General features: G+C 62.7%; 8 protein-coding genes, 2 tRNA genes and 2 rRNA genes. 5 read left to right on the top strand and 7 right to left on the bottom strand.

All coding sequences use genetic code 11. The features are described from left to right. Nucleotides 1–20: 20 nt before the first annotated feature. The 7 genes from H6927_01980 to H6927_01950 all read right to left on the bottom strand — a co-directional run bounded on the left by H6927_01980 (nt 21) and on the right by H6927_01950 (nt 7094). On the bottom strand, nt 21–1004 hold the full coding sequence (locus tag H6927_01980) for a membrane dipeptidase (GenBank protein MCP5216865.1): 984 nt from the start codon (nt 1002–1004) through the stop codon (nt 21–23). A 574-nt stretch (nt 1005–1578) separates the two neighbouring features. Beyond that, a complete protein-coding gene (locus H6927_01975; protein ID MCP5216864.1) occupies nt 1579–2382 on the bottom strand; it encodes a cyclase family protein in 804 nt (267 codons plus the stop codon). A 13-nt stretch (nt 2383–2395) separates the two neighbouring features. Beyond that, a complete protein-coding gene (locus H6927_01970) occupies nt 2396–3433 on the bottom strand; it encodes an SMP-30/gluconolactonase/LRE family protein (GenBank protein ID MCP5216863.1) in 1038 nt (345 codons plus the stop codon). Between the two features lie 4 nt (nt 3434–3437). After that, nucleotides 3438–4769, bottom strand: a complete 1332-nt coding sequence (locus H6927_01965; GenBank protein MCP5216862.1) for a TRAP transporter large permease subunit — start codon at nt 4767–4769, stop codon at nt 3438–3440. Beyond that, complete coding sequence (locus tag H6927_01960; protein ID MCP5216861.1) at nt 4766–5323, bottom strand: TRAP transporter small permease; 558 nt, start codon at nt 5321–5323, stop codon at nt 4766–4768. Before H6927_01960 ends, H6927_01965 begins: the two co-directional genes overlap by 4 nt. A 10-nt stretch (nt 5324–5333) precedes the next feature. Then, entirely contained in the window at nt 5334–6404 is a 1071-nt protein-coding gene (locus H6927_01955) for a C4-dicarboxylate TRAP transporter substrate-binding protein (GenBank protein MCP5216860.1), read from the bottom strand. An 18-nt stretch (nt 6405–6422) separates the two neighbouring features. Then, on the bottom strand, nt 6423–7094 hold the full coding sequence (locus tag H6927_01950; GenBank protein MCP5216859.1) for a TetR family transcriptional regulator: 672 nt from the start codon (nt 7092–7094) through the stop codon (nt 6423–6425). A 109-nt stretch (nt 7095–7203) separates the two neighbouring features. On the opposite strand from H6927_01950, the gene H6927_01945 reads away from it, so the two are divergent. The 5 genes from H6927_01945 (at nt 7204) to H6927_01925 (ending at nt 14750) form a co-directional block, all read left to right on the top strand. Then, complete coding sequence (locus H6927_01945) at nt 7204–9390, top strand: acetoacetate--CoA ligase (GenBank protein ID MCP5216858.1); 2187 nt, start codon at nt 7204–7206, stop codon at nt 9388–9390. A 364-nt stretch (nt 9391–9754) separates the two neighbouring features. After that, nucleotides 9755–11291 (top strand): 16S ribosomal RNA (locus H6927_01940). A 98-nt stretch (nt 11292–11389) separates the two neighbouring features. After that, nucleotides 11390–11466 (top strand) — tRNA-Ile (locus H6927_01935). A gap of 21 nt (nt 11467–11487) precedes the next feature. Beyond that, nucleotides 11488–11563, top strand: a tRNA-Ala gene (locus tag H6927_01930). A 307-nt stretch (nt 11564–11870) separates the two neighbouring features. Continuing rightward, nucleotides 11871–14750 (top strand): 23S ribosomal RNA (locus H6927_01925). Together the 16S and 23S rRNA genes with 2 tRNA genes alongside form the textbook arrangement of a ribosomal RNA operon. Nucleotides 14751–14802 lie beyond the last annotated feature (52 nt).

Below are 14802 nucleotides of genomic sequence, written 5' to 3'. Positions count from 1 at the left end.
CTCTCCAGTTGTGGGTGGGATCAGTCGCCGCTGGCGTCGAGCCAATTTTCGGCAGCAACGCGCAGGAAGTTCTCGCCGAGTACGCCAAGGATGTCGTCGTCGCTGTAGCCGAGACGCACAAGGGCTTCCACCAGCTCGGGCAACTCCTCGGGCTTCACGTCCGCCCACGGTGGGCGCGGGTAGCCGCGTTGCGCCATCATGGGGCTGGCGTCGTAGAGCTGTGTCATGAAGGCTTGATAGAAAACCACGTCCAGGCCCAGTCCCACGTGTCGCGCGCCGACGCGTTGTGCCACGTGGTCGATGTGACGCACCAGAGCCGGCACGCCAGAACGGTTGTCGTTGGCCACGAATGCACCGATCGAGTTGACGCCCATCACGCCCCCGCGTGCAGCCAGCGCGCGGATTTGCTCATCGGTGATGTTGCGCTCGTGGTCCTTGATGGCGCGTGCGTTGGAGTGCGAGAAGATCACGGGCTTGCTGGAATGCTCGATGATGTCCAGCGAGGTCCTGATGCCTGCATGACTCGCATCCAGCATCATGCCGACGCGATTGGCTTGCGTCACGAAAGCGCGACCCAGCACCGAGAGTCCGGCATCGGATGGTTCGTGGCAGCCGTCGCCCAGCGGGTTGCGCGTGTTGTAGGCAGGAATGATCCAGCGCACGCCCAGGCGATACCAGGTGGCGAGCAGCGCGGGGTCGTGGCCCAGCGGCCCCGCACCCTGCAGGTGAAAGCCCACACCCAGCCGGCCGTCGGTTTTTGCGCGGCGGATGTCGGCCACGCTTTCCACCACGCTCAGGTGGGCTTGCGATTCGAGCCAGCGGCGCTGCTGAGCGAAATGCCGCAGCGTCGGCTCGGGCCGGTCCCAGTCGGCGCCGATGGTCAGCGAAACAAAGGAAAAGCCGCTGGCCAGGAAGCGTTCGAGCATCTGCGGGCCTTCGGCCAGGCATTCAGGCGTCCAGCCGACGGCGCTTTCCCACACCAGGGCTCGCTCCAGCAGCGCCACTGGGAGACGAGAGTTTGACAGGGGGGAGTTCATTGCAGCGGTCTGAGTCAGCTGGGTGAAGGTTTGATTTTGTTGATGTCGCTTCGAAATACCAGGACTTCATGTGCTGACCAGGCCGTGGGCCCTGCCATCAACTTGTCTGCTGCCGACAGCCTGTTGAATGGGTTCAACATGGGGCCGTACAGCCGTGATCGTGCATGGGTGTGTACCGATGTGCTATCCGAAAACCGTCTTTCGCCATCCGAAAGTCGAAAGGCGTGCTGGGTTGGCAAGCTTCAGAGGTCAAGGGTTCTGACGCGATCGGCGGATGGGAGCAAACGATTCCCAATGGCACCGTCCATCCTTGTTTGCTTCCAGTCGCGCGCACGGATGGACGCGGGCCGAGCGTTACTTCCTCACTGTGGCGCAGCCCGGCGAGCGGAAGGTTCTGGATGAGGGAGTCAGCCGGAGGCGTTGGTCGCGGCCAACCAGCTGCGTGGAGCGGGGTCGCGGGTGTGATGGAGCAGGGGTGCAATGGAATTGATAGCTACCTTCGATTTGTGGATGCGGGCTACAGGCTGATTTGGCTTGAATTTCAGCGTGGCAGCAGAGCGTCGTCGAAGATCGCCACCGCGCGCGTCCAGCCGGCGGAGGCGCCGCGGATCTTGTGCGGGAAGCAGCTGATGTAAAAACCATCGGCCGGCAGCGCCTCCAGCTTGTGCAGCTTTTCCAGGTGGCAGTAGCCGATGTCGCGCCCGGCCTTGTGGCCTTCCCAGATCAGGCTGGCGTCGTGCGTCTGGGCGTACTTCTGCGCGGTGTGCACGAAGGGCGCGTCCCAGCTCCAGGCGTCGGTGCCGGTCAGGCGCACGCCACGCTCCAGCAGATACATCGTCGCCTCGTAGCCCATGCCGCAGCCGGCGCTGACGTAGTCGCTCTGGCCGTAGCGGCTGCCGGCGCGGGTGTTGACGACCACGATCTCCAGCGGCTGCAGGGTGTGGCCGATGCGCGCCAGCTCGGCCTCGACGTCCTGCGCGGTGACGACGTAGCCGTCGCCGAAGTGGCGGAAGTCCAGCTTCACGCCGGGCTGGAAGCACCACTCCAGCGGTACCTCGTCGATGGTCCAGGCTTTTTTCTTTTCGCCCAGCGCCTTGTCCATGGTGCTGTGGAAGTGATAGGGCGCATCCAGGTGCGTGCCGTTGTGGGTCGACAGCTGCACCATCTCCACCGCCCAGACCTCGCCGTCGGGCAGGTCTTGCTGCTTGAGGCCCGGGAAGAACGGCGCCATCTGCTCGAACGAGTTCTGGTGGTTGAAGTACTGGATCTTGGGCGCGAAGGCCGGCGGGTCGGAGATGACGTCGTTTTCCAGGTAGATCGACAGGTCGATGAATTGGCGTGCCATGACAGAGGCTCCTTTATTTCCAGTGGACCATGGGCAGCCCGGCCACCGGGCTGCGGAAGTAGGGGATGGTGCTGCCCATCAGGCTGCCGAGGTAGACAGTGCGCAAATCCGGCCCGCCGAAGGTGATGCTGGCCAGCCACGGCGCGAGGTTGCCGCGCGCGGCCAGCATGTCTTCGCTGGTCACCGTGCCGGCGGCCATGTGCTCCAGCAGCCGCCTGGACGCGGCCGGCTCGCCGTCGTCGAGCAGCAGCAGCCTGTCGCCCTGCGGCGTGAGCGCGATGAGCTGGTCCACCATCACCAGCGTGCACCACAGGTTGCCGAACGTGTCGAAGGCGATGCCGTCCGGAAAGCCGCCCAGGTGCGTGGGGCCGAAGACCTCGCGGTCCCGCAGCTCGACGCCCTGCGCGCCTTCGTGCAGGCGCATGCGCGTGATGTGCGGGCCGGTGGTCTCGACGATGTACAGCCACTCCTCCCTGGCATCCAGCCGGATCTCGTTGGTGAAGAAAAAGCCGTCGGCCACCACGCGCAGGCCGCGCTCGTCCACCACCGCGACGTAGCCGTCTTGCACGCGCGAGCTGGCCGCCTGCGTCCACGGGTTGACGCGGGTGGAGACGGTGATCCAGATGCGGTCCTTGCGGTCGCGCAGCACGAAGTTGACCTTGCCGATGGGTTGGCCGTCGATCCGGTCGTACAGCACGCGCGTCTCGCCCTCGCGGGTCATGCGCTCCAGGCAGTCGGTGCCGAAGTTGCTGATCAGCAGGTCGCCATTGGCGGCAAAGGCCAGGCCGTTGGGCAGGGTGCCGGTGGTGTACTTGTGCTCCAGCTCCGCGCTGCTGGCGGCCGCCGCGCTCTCGAAGCGCGCGTCGGCGCGCTGGCCGATGAAGCGCTGCGTGGCGTCCGGCGCGATGCGCGTCACGCCGCCGCGCGCGTCGGCGGCCCACAGCGTGCCGTCGCGCTCGGCCAGGATGCACTCGGGGCGCTGCAGGTCGTGGCCTATGGCGTGGACCTGCGCGCGATCGACGGTGAAGCCTTGCAGGGGGTTGTTGGGCATCGTTTCAGCCTCCGACAGGTTTGAGCAGCACCAGGCTCAGCTGCGGCACGAAGATCAAGAGCAGCAGCACCAGGAACATCATCACGGTGAACGGCGCCGTGCCGCGGAAGATGTCGCCCAGCGTGATGCGCTGGTCCTGCAGCGTGCTCTTGATGACGAACACCGACAGGCCGAACGGCGGCGTGAGCAGCCCGATCTCCACCGCCACCACGGTGACCACGCCGAACCAGATCAGGTTCAGGCCCAGCTGCTCGGCGATCGGCAGCATCAGCGGCAGCATGATGAGCAGGATGGAGGACGAGTCGATGATGGTGCCCAGCCCGATCGCGAAGCCGACGTAGATGAACAGAAAGCCCGTCGGCCCCAGGCCCAGCTGCGTCATCCACTCCACCAGGAACTGCGGCAGCCCCGACATCGCCAGCATGCGTGTGTAGATGGTGGCGCAGATGATGAGAAAGCTCACCGACACCGTCACGTGCCCGGTCTCCACCAGCACGCTCCACAGCGACTGGAGCGTGAGCCTGCGCCGCGCGAAGGCGATGGCCAGCGCCACCGCCGCGCCGGTGGCGCCGGCCTCGGTGGCGGTGAAGAAGCCCGCGTACAGGCCGCCCAGCACCGCGGCGATCAGCAGCACGCTGGGCAGCAGCTTCAGCAGCAGCGTGCCGGCGGGCATCAGCGCCTCGTGCGCCACGGGTTGCGGCACGCCGTTGTCGTACACCGAGCGCGGCCACAGCGTGGCCATGAGCACGATGCCCACCGAGTAGGCCAGCGCCAGCACCAGGCCGGGCACGATGCCGGCGGTGAACAGATCGCCCACCGACTGGTTGGCCAGGAAGCCGTACAGGATCATCAGCAGGCTGGGCGGAATCAGCATGCCCAGAACCGACGAGCTCGCCACCACGCCCACGGCAAAGCGCGGGTGGTAACCGAAGCGCAGCATCTCGGGCACCGCCACGCGCGTGAACACCGCGGCCGAGGCGATCGAGATGCCGGTGATGGCCGCGAACACCGCGTTCGACGCCACGGTGGCGATGCCCAGCCCGCCGCGCAGGCGGCGCAGCACCTGGTTGGCGACCTCGAACGCGTCCTTGCCGACGTCGGCGATCGCCACCAGAAAGCCCGTCAGCACGAACAGCGGCACCACGCCAAAGATGTGGCTGGCGATGGCGTCCTGGCTGGCCTGCGCCAGCAGGTTGGCCGCCACCTCCCAGTCGCCGCGGATCAGCCACACGCCGGCGAACGAGACCACCGCCAGCACCACGGCCACGTGCATGCCGGCCCAGATCAGGCCCAGCATGGCCAGCAGCGACAGGCCGGCGACGACGGTGGGACTCATAACGTCCTCCGCAGCGCCTGCATGCGCCGCACATCCAGCCACGCCAGCAGCACGAAGGTGAGCAGCGTGGCCACCATGCCCACCAGCATGATCAGGCGCACCGGCCACACCGGCGCGGTGAAGTCGCCCAGCGCGCCGACGTATTCCTGGATGCGGATGGATTCGACCAGCGGCTCCCACGCGGCCCACAGGATCACGCCCATCAGCAGCGCGCCGACGAGGTGGTAGAGCGCCTGCAGCGCCGCCGCCAGCCAGGGCGTGGTGCGCTTGAGCCGGTCCAGCAGCACGTCGGCGCGCGTCATGCGGCCGCTGGCCAGGGTGTCGGCCAGCTGCAGGAAGACGATGCCGACGATGGACAGCGACACCAGCTCGGTCACGCCGCGCACCGGCGCGCCGAGCAGCTCGCGCCCCAGCACGTCGCTGTTGATCAGCAGCATCAGCGCCACGATCCACAGCGTGCCGATGGCGTTGAGCAGCCGCGTCAGGCGCTGAAAGCCCCCGGGCAGCGGCAGGCCGTAGGAGTCGGGCGGCGTGGACACAGCAGGCGTGGCCATGGCGCGCGTTTTACTTGACAGCCCAGTCGCGCGCGGGGTGCGCGCCGGCCTTCTTCAGCCCGTCCATGAAGCCGTGCAGCACCTGGTCGCCCGGCAGGCCCTTGGCCTGCAGGTCGGCGGCCCAGGTCTTGGCGATCGGCGGCAGCGTGTCGGCCCAGCGCGTGCGCTCGGCGGCGGGCAGCTCGCTCACCTTGGCGCCGGCTTCCTCCATCTTCTTGAGCAGGCCCGCGGCGGCGGCGGCCTGCGCGGTGGCGAAGCGCTGGCTGTACTCGGCGCCCACCTCGCGCAGCACCTTCTGCACCTCGGGCGGCAGCTTGTCGAAGCGCTTCTTGTTGATCGCCAGGCCGCCGGCGTACTGCGCGCCGAAGTTGACCTTGGTGATGTAGGGCGCCACCTCGTGCACCTTGGCGCCCCAGGCGCCGGTGGCGAAGGTGATGACGCCGTTGGACACGCCGGACTTGATGTCCTCGTAATAGGTGTTCAGGTTGCCCGCCACGGCCACCGCGCCGGTGTCCTTGATCCAGTTGGCCGCCGGGCCGGGCGCGGTGATCTTCTTGCCCTTGAGGTCGTCCACCGAATGGATCGGGAAATTGGTCCAGATGTGGTAGGCGTCCAGCGCCGCGCCGCCCAGGTAGGTCAGGTTGTTCTTGCTCCAGGCCTGGCCCATCGCGGGGATGCGGTCCTGCATGCCGTTGACCACCTGCGTCACCACGCCGATGTCGTCGGTGCCGAAGGGCGCGTAGTAGCTCACGTTCTGGCTGGGGAACCGCGCCGCCTCGAAGATGGTGCTGACGAAGCCCAGGTCGGCCACGCCGTCGGCGATGCCCTTGGACTCGGCGCCCAGCTTGATCAGCGTGCCGCCCCAGGCCTTGGTCCATTCGACCTTGTACTGGTTGCCCGCGGCGGCCAGGCGCTTGTCCACCTCGGGGATGAAGAACTCGTCCACCAGCTTGACCCACAGGAACACCGGCGGGTGGCCGGCGGCGGCCGTCAGGCGGATGGTCTGCTGGGCGTGCGCGGGGGCGCTCAGGCCGGCGGCGGCCAGCAGGGCGGCGGCGGCGATCAGGCGGCGGGTCATCATGGTCGGGTCTCCTCGGGGTCAGGGCGATGGCAGGGCGGCTTCGATGCCGGCGGTGATGAAATCGATCAGCAGCGGCGCGGCGGCCGCATCGTTGGGCGGGTTCTTGCCGTGGGACAGGCGCTCGATGCGGTAGTCCGTCAGGTGGTGCAGCAGCGCGCCCATGGCGAACTGGTAGGCCCAGGCCGCGCGTGCGCGCGGCTGGCGCGGACGCAGCTGGTGCAGCGCGTCGATGAAGGCGTGCGCCATCGGGTCGAACATCTCGGCCAGCACGCGGTCGGTGCCGGGCGTGCGGTACTGCAGCTCGCGCGCCACCAGCATGGCGTAGTACTCGCCCTCGGGGCTGGCGCGCAGGGCCAGCACGGGCTCGACGAAGGCCTGCGTCACGCGGCGCAGCGTGGGCGGCTCGGCGCCGTTCATCACCGCGCCCAGCAGCGCCAGGCGCTGGTCGATGGTGGGCTGCCAGTGCGCGAAGATGGCGTGGAACAGCTCGTGCTTGGCGCCGTGGTAATAACCCACCAGGGCCAGGGGCACGCCGGCCTCGGCGGCGATCTGGCGGATCGAGACCGCGTGGTAGCCGTGCTGGGCAAACAGCCTTTCGGCGGCCAGCAGGATGGCCGCCTTGCGGTCGGGGCGCGCCGCGACGGCGGGAGCGTTTGCGCCGCCGGCAGGGCGGGCCACGGGGGTGAGCATGAGGTGGTATTGAACAGTTGTTCAATTCACTTGAACAATCGTACAAACCCTGATCCAAATGCCGCCTGCGAACGTTCCGGCGCGCGCCCGGCAGGTCAATAATTCCGGCATGACTCTGCCGACCCCTGCCACCCCCGCGGGCCTCGCGCCCAACGTGCCCCAGATCCGCCTGTACCAGGACTGGCTGCGTGAGCAGCGCGGCCTGTCGTTTGCCGACTACCACGCGCTGTGGCGCTGGTCCACCACCGAGCTGGATGCGTTCTGGCAAAGCATCTGGGACTACTTCGAGCTGCGCTCGCCCACCCCGCACACGGCGGTGCTGGGCCGCAACGTCATGCCGGGCGCCCAGTGGTTTCCGGGCGCGCAGGCCAACTACGCGCACCAGGTGTTTCGCCACGTCGATGCGGCGCACGCCGCCGGCCTGCCGGCCATCGTCAGCGACGACGAGAAGGGCCAGGCGCGCGAGCTGAGCTGGCCCGAGCTGCGGCGCCAGGTGGCGTCGCTGGCGCTGCACCTGAAGGCGCAGGGCGTGCGGCCGGGCGACCGCGTGGCGGCCTACCTGCCCAACGTGCCCGAGACCATCGTCGCCTTCCTTGCCGTCGTCAGCATCGGCGCGGTGTGGAGCGTGTGCGCGCCCGACATGGGCACCAACGCCGTGCTCGACCGCTTCAGCCAGATCGAGCCGGCGGTGCTGATCGCCGCCGACGGCGTCAGCTGGGCCGGCCGCGACATCGACCGCAGCGCGGTGGTGCAGGAGCTGCGCGCCAAGCTGCCCAGCGTGCGGCACCTGGTCGTGCTGCATCATCCGGCCGCTTCCGAATCGATAGCTGACGGCGCAGATTGGATGCGGGCTACGGCCCTGAACGATGCCGAAACTGCGGCCTTCGAGCCGCTGTGGCTGCCGTTCGACCATCCGCTGTGGATCGTCTACTCCAGCGGCACCACCGGCCTGCCCAAGCCCATCGTGCACTCGCACGGCGGCATCGTGCTGGTGGCCATGGCCAGCGGGCTGCACATGGACGTCGGGTGCAGCTATCGCCCCAACAACTTCGGCGAGCGTTTCCACTGGTACAGCTCCACCGGCTGGATCATGTGGAACTCGCAGACCTCCGGGCTGCTCTCGGGCACCACCTGCGTCATCTTCAACGGTAGCCCGGGCGGGCCGCGCGACGCGCCCGACTGGACCACGCTGTGGCGCTTTGCCGCGCGCCACGGCGTCACGTACCTGGGCTCGGGCGCGGCGTTCTATGCCGGCTGCGCCAAGGCCGGGGTCGACCTGGCGCAATGCGGCGACCTGTCGCGCATCCGCGCCCTGGGCACCACCGGCTCGCCCCTGTCGCCCGAGGTGCAGCAGTGGGGCACCGACCAGTTCAAGCGCATCGCCGAAATCAAGAGCGGCAACCCGCCGCCGGGCCGTCCCAAGGCGGGTTGGGCCCCCTTGGGGGCCAGCGCAGCAGACGCAGTCGCGCAGCGTGGGGGCGAAATCTGGTGGATGAACATCTCCGGCGGCACCGACTTTGCCGGCGGTTTCATCGGCGGCACGCCCGAGCTGCCGCAGCAGCCCGGCGTGATGCAGTGCCGCATGCTGGGCGCGGCGGTCGAAGCCTGGAACGAGGCGGGCGAGCCCGTCGTCGGCCAGGTCGGCGAGCTGGTCTGCACCCAGCCCATCCCGTCCATGCCGCTGTATTTCTGGAACGACCCCGGCAACGCCCGCTACCTGGCCAGTTACTTCGAGATGTACCCGCCCGGCCACGGCCGCAAGCCCGGCGGCGGCGACCTGGACGCCAGCGCCGGCAGCGTGTGGCGCCACGGCGACTGGCTGCGCGTGGGCGACGAGCGCGGCCAGGGCGAATGGTGCGTCATCTTCGGCCGCTCGGACGCCACCATCAACCGCCAGGGCCTGCGCATGGGCACCAGTGAGATCTACAGTGCCGTCGAAGCCCTGCCCGAGGTGCTCGACTCCATGGTGGTCGACCTGGAATACCTGGGCCGTGAAAGCTACATGCCCCTGTTCGTCGTGCTGCGCCCCGGCGTGGCGCTGGACGATGGCCTCAAGAAGCGCATCAACGACGCCATCCGGCAGGCGCTCAGCCCGCGCTTCGTGCCCAATGCCATCTTCCAGGTGCCCGAGATCCCGCGCACCCTGTCGGGCAAGAAGCAGGAGCTGCCCATCAAGAAGCTGCTGCTGGGCCAGCCCATCGACAAGGTGGTCAACCGGGAGGCGATGGCCAATCCGGGTTCGCTGGCCTGGTACGTCGACTTCGCCCGCCGGCGGCAGGACGGCCAGGTCGCCTGAATGGGTAGCCCTCCCATCGAAGCCCAGAGGTGCTTGGTCGACCCGCGCCAGCGCGCTGTGGCATAATCCGCCCTTCGCTCTTTCGAGCACCGCCTCAGGGCAGCGCAGGAAGGTCAATAACCACAGGTGTTGACAGGTTATTGAAGATCGAGTGATAATTCAAGGCTTCGCTGATCGCAGCGGAGTTTGCGCAAGATGAAGAATTTTGCGAGTGATCTTTAACAAGATACAGCCGATAAGCGTGGGCGTTTGAAGGCGACTTGCCAAGTTCTGTTCAGGACTAAAACAAACGCTCATGAAGATAGAAGTGAAGTTCACTTCAATTCCGTTTAAATGAGTGACTCGAGAGAGTATAAATTTAACAAGATCGAACTGTAGAGTTTGATCCTGGCTCAGATTGAACGCTGGCGGAATGCTTTACACATGCAAGTCGAGCGGCAGCGCGGGGCAACCTGGCGGCGAGCGGCGAACGGGTGAGTAACACATCGGAACGTGCCCAGACGTGGGGGATAGCCCGGCGAAAGCCGGATTAATACCGCATGTGATCTGAGGATGAAAGTGGGGGACCGCAAGGCCTCACGCGTTTGGAGCGGCCGATGGCAGATTAGGTAGTTGGTGGGGTAAAGGCTTACCAAGCCTGCGATCTGTAGCTGGTCTGAGAGGATGATCAGCCACACTGGGACTGAGACACGGCCCAGACTCCTACGGGAGGCAGCAGTGGGGAATTTTGGACAATGGGCGCAAGCCTGATCCAGCCATTCCGCGTGCAGGACGAAGGCCTTCGGGTTGTAAACTGCTTTTGTACGGAACGAAAGGGCTCTCTCTAATACAGGGGGCATATGACGGTACCGTAAGAATAAGCACCGGCTAACTACGTGCCAGCAGCCGCGGTAATACGTAGGGTGCAAGCGTTAATCGGAATTACTGGGCGTAAAGCGTGCGCAGGCGGTTTTGTAAGACAGAGGTGAAATCCCCGGGCTCAACCTGGGAACGGCCTTTGTGACTGCAAAGCTGGAGTGCGGCAGAGGGGGATGGAATTCCGCGTGTAGCAGTGAAATGCGTAGATATGCGGAGGAACACCGATGGCGAAGGCAATCCCCTGGGCCTGCACTGACGCTCATGCACGAAAGCGTGGGGAGCAAACAGGATTAGATACCCTGGTAGTCCACGCCCTAAACGATGTCAACTGGTTGTTGGGTCTTCACTGACTCAGTAACGAAGCTAACGCGTGAAGTTGACCGCCTGGGGAGTACGGCCGCAAGGTTAAAACTCAAAGGAATTGACGGGGACCCGCACAAGCGGTGGATGATGTGGTTTAATTCGATGCAACGCGAAAAACCTTACCCACCTTTGACATGTACGGAATCCTGCAGAGACGCAGGAGTGCTCGAAAGAGAGCCGTAACACAGGTGCTGCATGGCTGTCGTCAGCTCGTGTCGTGAGATGTTGGGTTAAGTCCCGCAACGAGCGCAACCCTTGCCATTAGTTGCTACGAAAGGGCACTCTAATGGGACTGCCGGTGACAAACCGGAGGAAGGTGGGGATGACGTCAAGTCCTCATGGCCCTTATAGGTGGGGCTACACACGTCATACAATGGCTGGTACAAAGGGTTGCCAACCCGCGAGGGGGAGCCAATCCCATAAAGCCAGTCGTAGTCCGGATCGCAGTCTGCAACTCGACTGCGTGAAGTCGGAATCGCTAGTAATCGTGGATCAGCATGTCACGGTGAATACGTTCCCGGGTCTTGTACACACCGCCCGTCACACCATGGGAGCGGGTTCTGCCAGAAGTAGTTAGCCTAACCGCAAGGGGGGCGATTACCACGGCAGGGTTCGTGACTGGGGTGAAGTCGTAACAAGGTAGCCGTATCGGAAGGTGCGGCTGGATCACCTCCTTTCTGGAAGAAAAGCAAGACAAGCTCAAACGTCCACACTTATCGGTTGTTGGAAGGTGTCGCCAGCGGTCCGGGCAAGAACAAGGCCCGCGGTTGACCGACTTGGGTCTGTAGCTCAGTTGGTTAGAGCACCGTCTTGATAAGGCGGGGGTCGTTGGTTCGAGACCAACCAGACCCACCATTTCCTCCAGCAGAGATCGGAGGGGGATTAGCTCAGCTGGGAGAGCACCTGCTTTGCAAGCAGGGGGTCGTCGGTTCGATCCCGTCATCCTCCACCAAGATTTCAATATCAAAGCATCAGGAAACGGGTGCTTTGATATTGGCATTTGCCAATAGATGAGGCCGCAAGGTCTCCGGCTGTTCTTTAACAATTCATAGAGTCGAATCAGCGTTGTCGACGGAAAGGGCGCAATCGTCAAGATTGAGTCCACCGTGCCGTCGGCAACAATTTTTGATTGCGTCACAAACGAATTCAACGCGAGTTGTATTCGAGTAATCCGAGCGAAAGCTCGATTACGGCATAACGCGTCAGGTGAAAGACCTGGCAAGTCCTTGATAGGCTTTGGTTTCGTGAGAAACGTCAAAGTTATAGGGTCAAGTGACTAAGAGCATGTGGTGGATGCCTTGGCGATGATAGGCGACGAAGGACGTGATAGCCTGCGAAAAGCTTCGGGGAGCTGGCAAATGAGCTTTGATCCGGAGATATCCGAATGGGGAAACCCACCGAAAGGTATCCTGCAGTGAATACATAGCTGCAGGAGGCGAACCGGGTGAACTGAAACATCTCAGTAGCTCGAGGAAAAGACATCAACCGAGATTCCGAAAGTAGTGGCGAGCGAAATCGGAGAAGCCTTCTAGTGATAGCACGACCGTTAGCAAAACAAGCTGGAAAGCTTGACCACAGCAGGTGATAGTCCTGTATGCGAAAGCGGACGTGTGGTACCAGGCTAGAGACAAGTAGGGCGGGACACGTGTAATCCTGTCTGAACATGGGGGGACCATCCTCCAAGGCTAAATACTCATCATCGACCGATAGTGAACTAGTACCGTGAGGGAAAGGCGAAAAGAACCCCGGGAGGGGAGTGAAATAGATCCTGAAACCGCATGCTTACAAAAAGTCGGAGCCTCGCAAGGGGTGACGGCGTACCTTTTGTATAATGGGTCAGCGACTTACATTCAGTGGCAAGGTTAACCGAATAGGGAAGCCGAAGAGAAATCGAGTCCGAATAGGGCGTTCAGTCGCTGGGTGTAGACCCGAAACCAAGTGATCTATCCATGGCCAGGATGAAGGTGCCGTAACAGGTACTGGAGGTCCGAACCCACTGGTGTTGCAAAACCAGGGGATGAGCTGTGGATAGGGGTGAAAGGCTAAACAAACTTGGAAATAGCTGGTTCTCTCCGAAAACTATTTAGGTAGTGCCTCAAGTATTACCTGCGGGGGTAGAGCACTGTTTTGGCTAGGGGGTCATGGCGACTTACCAAACCAAGGCAAACTCCGAATACCGCAGAGTACAGCTTGGGAGACAGTGCACCGGGTGCTAACGTCCGGACACAAGAGGGAAACAACCCAGACCGCCAGCTAAGGTCCCTAAAATTGGCTAAGTGGGAAACGAAGTGGGAAGGCTAAAACAGTCAGGATGTTGGCTTAGAAGCAGCCATCATTTAAAGAAAGCGTAATAGCTCACTGATCGAGTCGTCCTGCGCGGAAGATGTAACGGGGCTAAGCCAGTTACCGAAGCTGCGGATGCACAGTAATGTGCGTGGTAGGAGAGCGTTCTGTAAGCCTGTGAAGGTGGCTTGTAAAGGCTGCTGGAGGTATCAGAAGTGCGAATGCTGACATGAGTAGCGTTAAAGGGGGTGAAAAGCCTCCTCGCCGTAAGCGCAAGGTTTTCTACGCAACGTTCATCGGCGTAGAGTGAGTCGGCCCCTAAGGTGAGGCAGAGATGCGTAGCTGATGGGAAACAGGTCAATATTCCTGTACCGATGTGCAGTGCGATGTGGGGACGGATCCTAATAGGTCATCCAGTTATTGGATTCTGGTTTGGGCAGATGTAGGCGGCGCGTAGGCAAATCCGCGCGCCATATACCGAGGCTGCCCATCGAGCGAGCTTGCTCGTGAAGTGACTGAACGGGGTTCCAGGAAAAGCCACTAAGCTTCAGCTGTACACGACCGTACCGCAAACCGACACTGGTGCGCGAGATGAGTATTCTAAGGCGCTTGAGAGAACTCTGGAGAAGGAACTCGGCAAATTGACACCGTAACTTCGGAAGAAGGTGTGCCCAAGTAGTGTGATGAGAACATCTGAGCATGAAAGGGTTGCAATAAATAGGTGGCTGCGACTGTTTATCAAAAACACAGCACTCTGCAAACACGAAAGTGGACGTATAGGGTGTGACGCCTGCCCGGTGCTGGAAGATTAATTGATGGGGTGCAAGCTCTTGATCGAAGTCCCAGTAAACGGCGGCCGTAACTATAACGGTCCTAAGGTAGCGAAATTCCTTGTCGGGTAAGTTCCGACCTGCACGAATGGCGTAACGATGGCCACGCTGTCTCCTCCAGAGACTCAGCGAAGTTGAAATGTTTGTGATGATGCAATCTCCCCGCGGAAAGACGGAAAGACCCCATGAACCTTTACTGTAGCTTTGTATTGGACTTTGAACGGATCTGTGTAGGATAGGTGGGAGGCTTTGAAGTGCGGTCGCTAGATCGCATGGAGCCAACGTTGAAATACCACCCTGGTGCGTTTGAGGTTCTAACCTGGGTCCCTTATCGGGATCGGGGACAGTGCATGGTAGGCAGTTTGACTGGGGCGGTCTCCTCCCAAAGCGTAACGGAGGAGTTCGAAGGTACGCTAGTTACGGTCGGACATCGTGACGATAGTGCAATGGCATAAGCGTGCTTAACTGCGAGACTGACAAGTCGAGCAGATGCGAAAGCAGGACATAGTGATCCGGTGGTTCTGTATGGAAGGGCCATCGCTCAACGGATAAAAGGTACTCTGGGGATAACAGGCTGATACCGCCCAAGAGTTCATATCGACGGCGGTGTTTGGCACCTCGATGTCGGCTCATCTCATCCTGGGGCTGTAGTCGGTCCCAAGGGTATGGCTGTTCGCCATTTAAAGAGGTACGTGAGCTGGGTTCAAAACGTCGTGAGACAGTTTGGTCCCTATCTTCCGTGGGCGCTGCAGATTTGAGAAAGCCTGCTCCTAGTACGAGAGGACCGGAGTGGACGCACCCCTGGTGTACCTGTTGTCACGCCCGTGGCATCGCAGGGTAGCTAAGTGCGGAAGAGATAACCGCTGAAAGCATCTAAGCGGGAAACTCGTTTCAAGATGAGATCTGCCGGGGCCTTGAGCCCCCTCAAGAGTCGTTCTAGACCAGGACGTTGATAGGCTGGGTGTGCAAGGGCAGCAATGCTCTGAGCTAACCAGTACTAATTGCTCGTGCGGCTTGACCCTATAATTTTGATCGGCCCGATCAAAACTGTTGTGCCATGTGACGCAAAACAAAAACC

Source organism: Burkholderiaceae bacterium, assembly GCA_024235995.1.
Classification (GTDB): Bacteria; Pseudomonadota; Gammaproteobacteria; order Burkholderiales; family Burkholderiaceae_C; genus Ottowia.
Note: the sequence above shows the minus strand (reverse complement) of the source record. Positions and strands in the feature narration are given on the sequence as shown.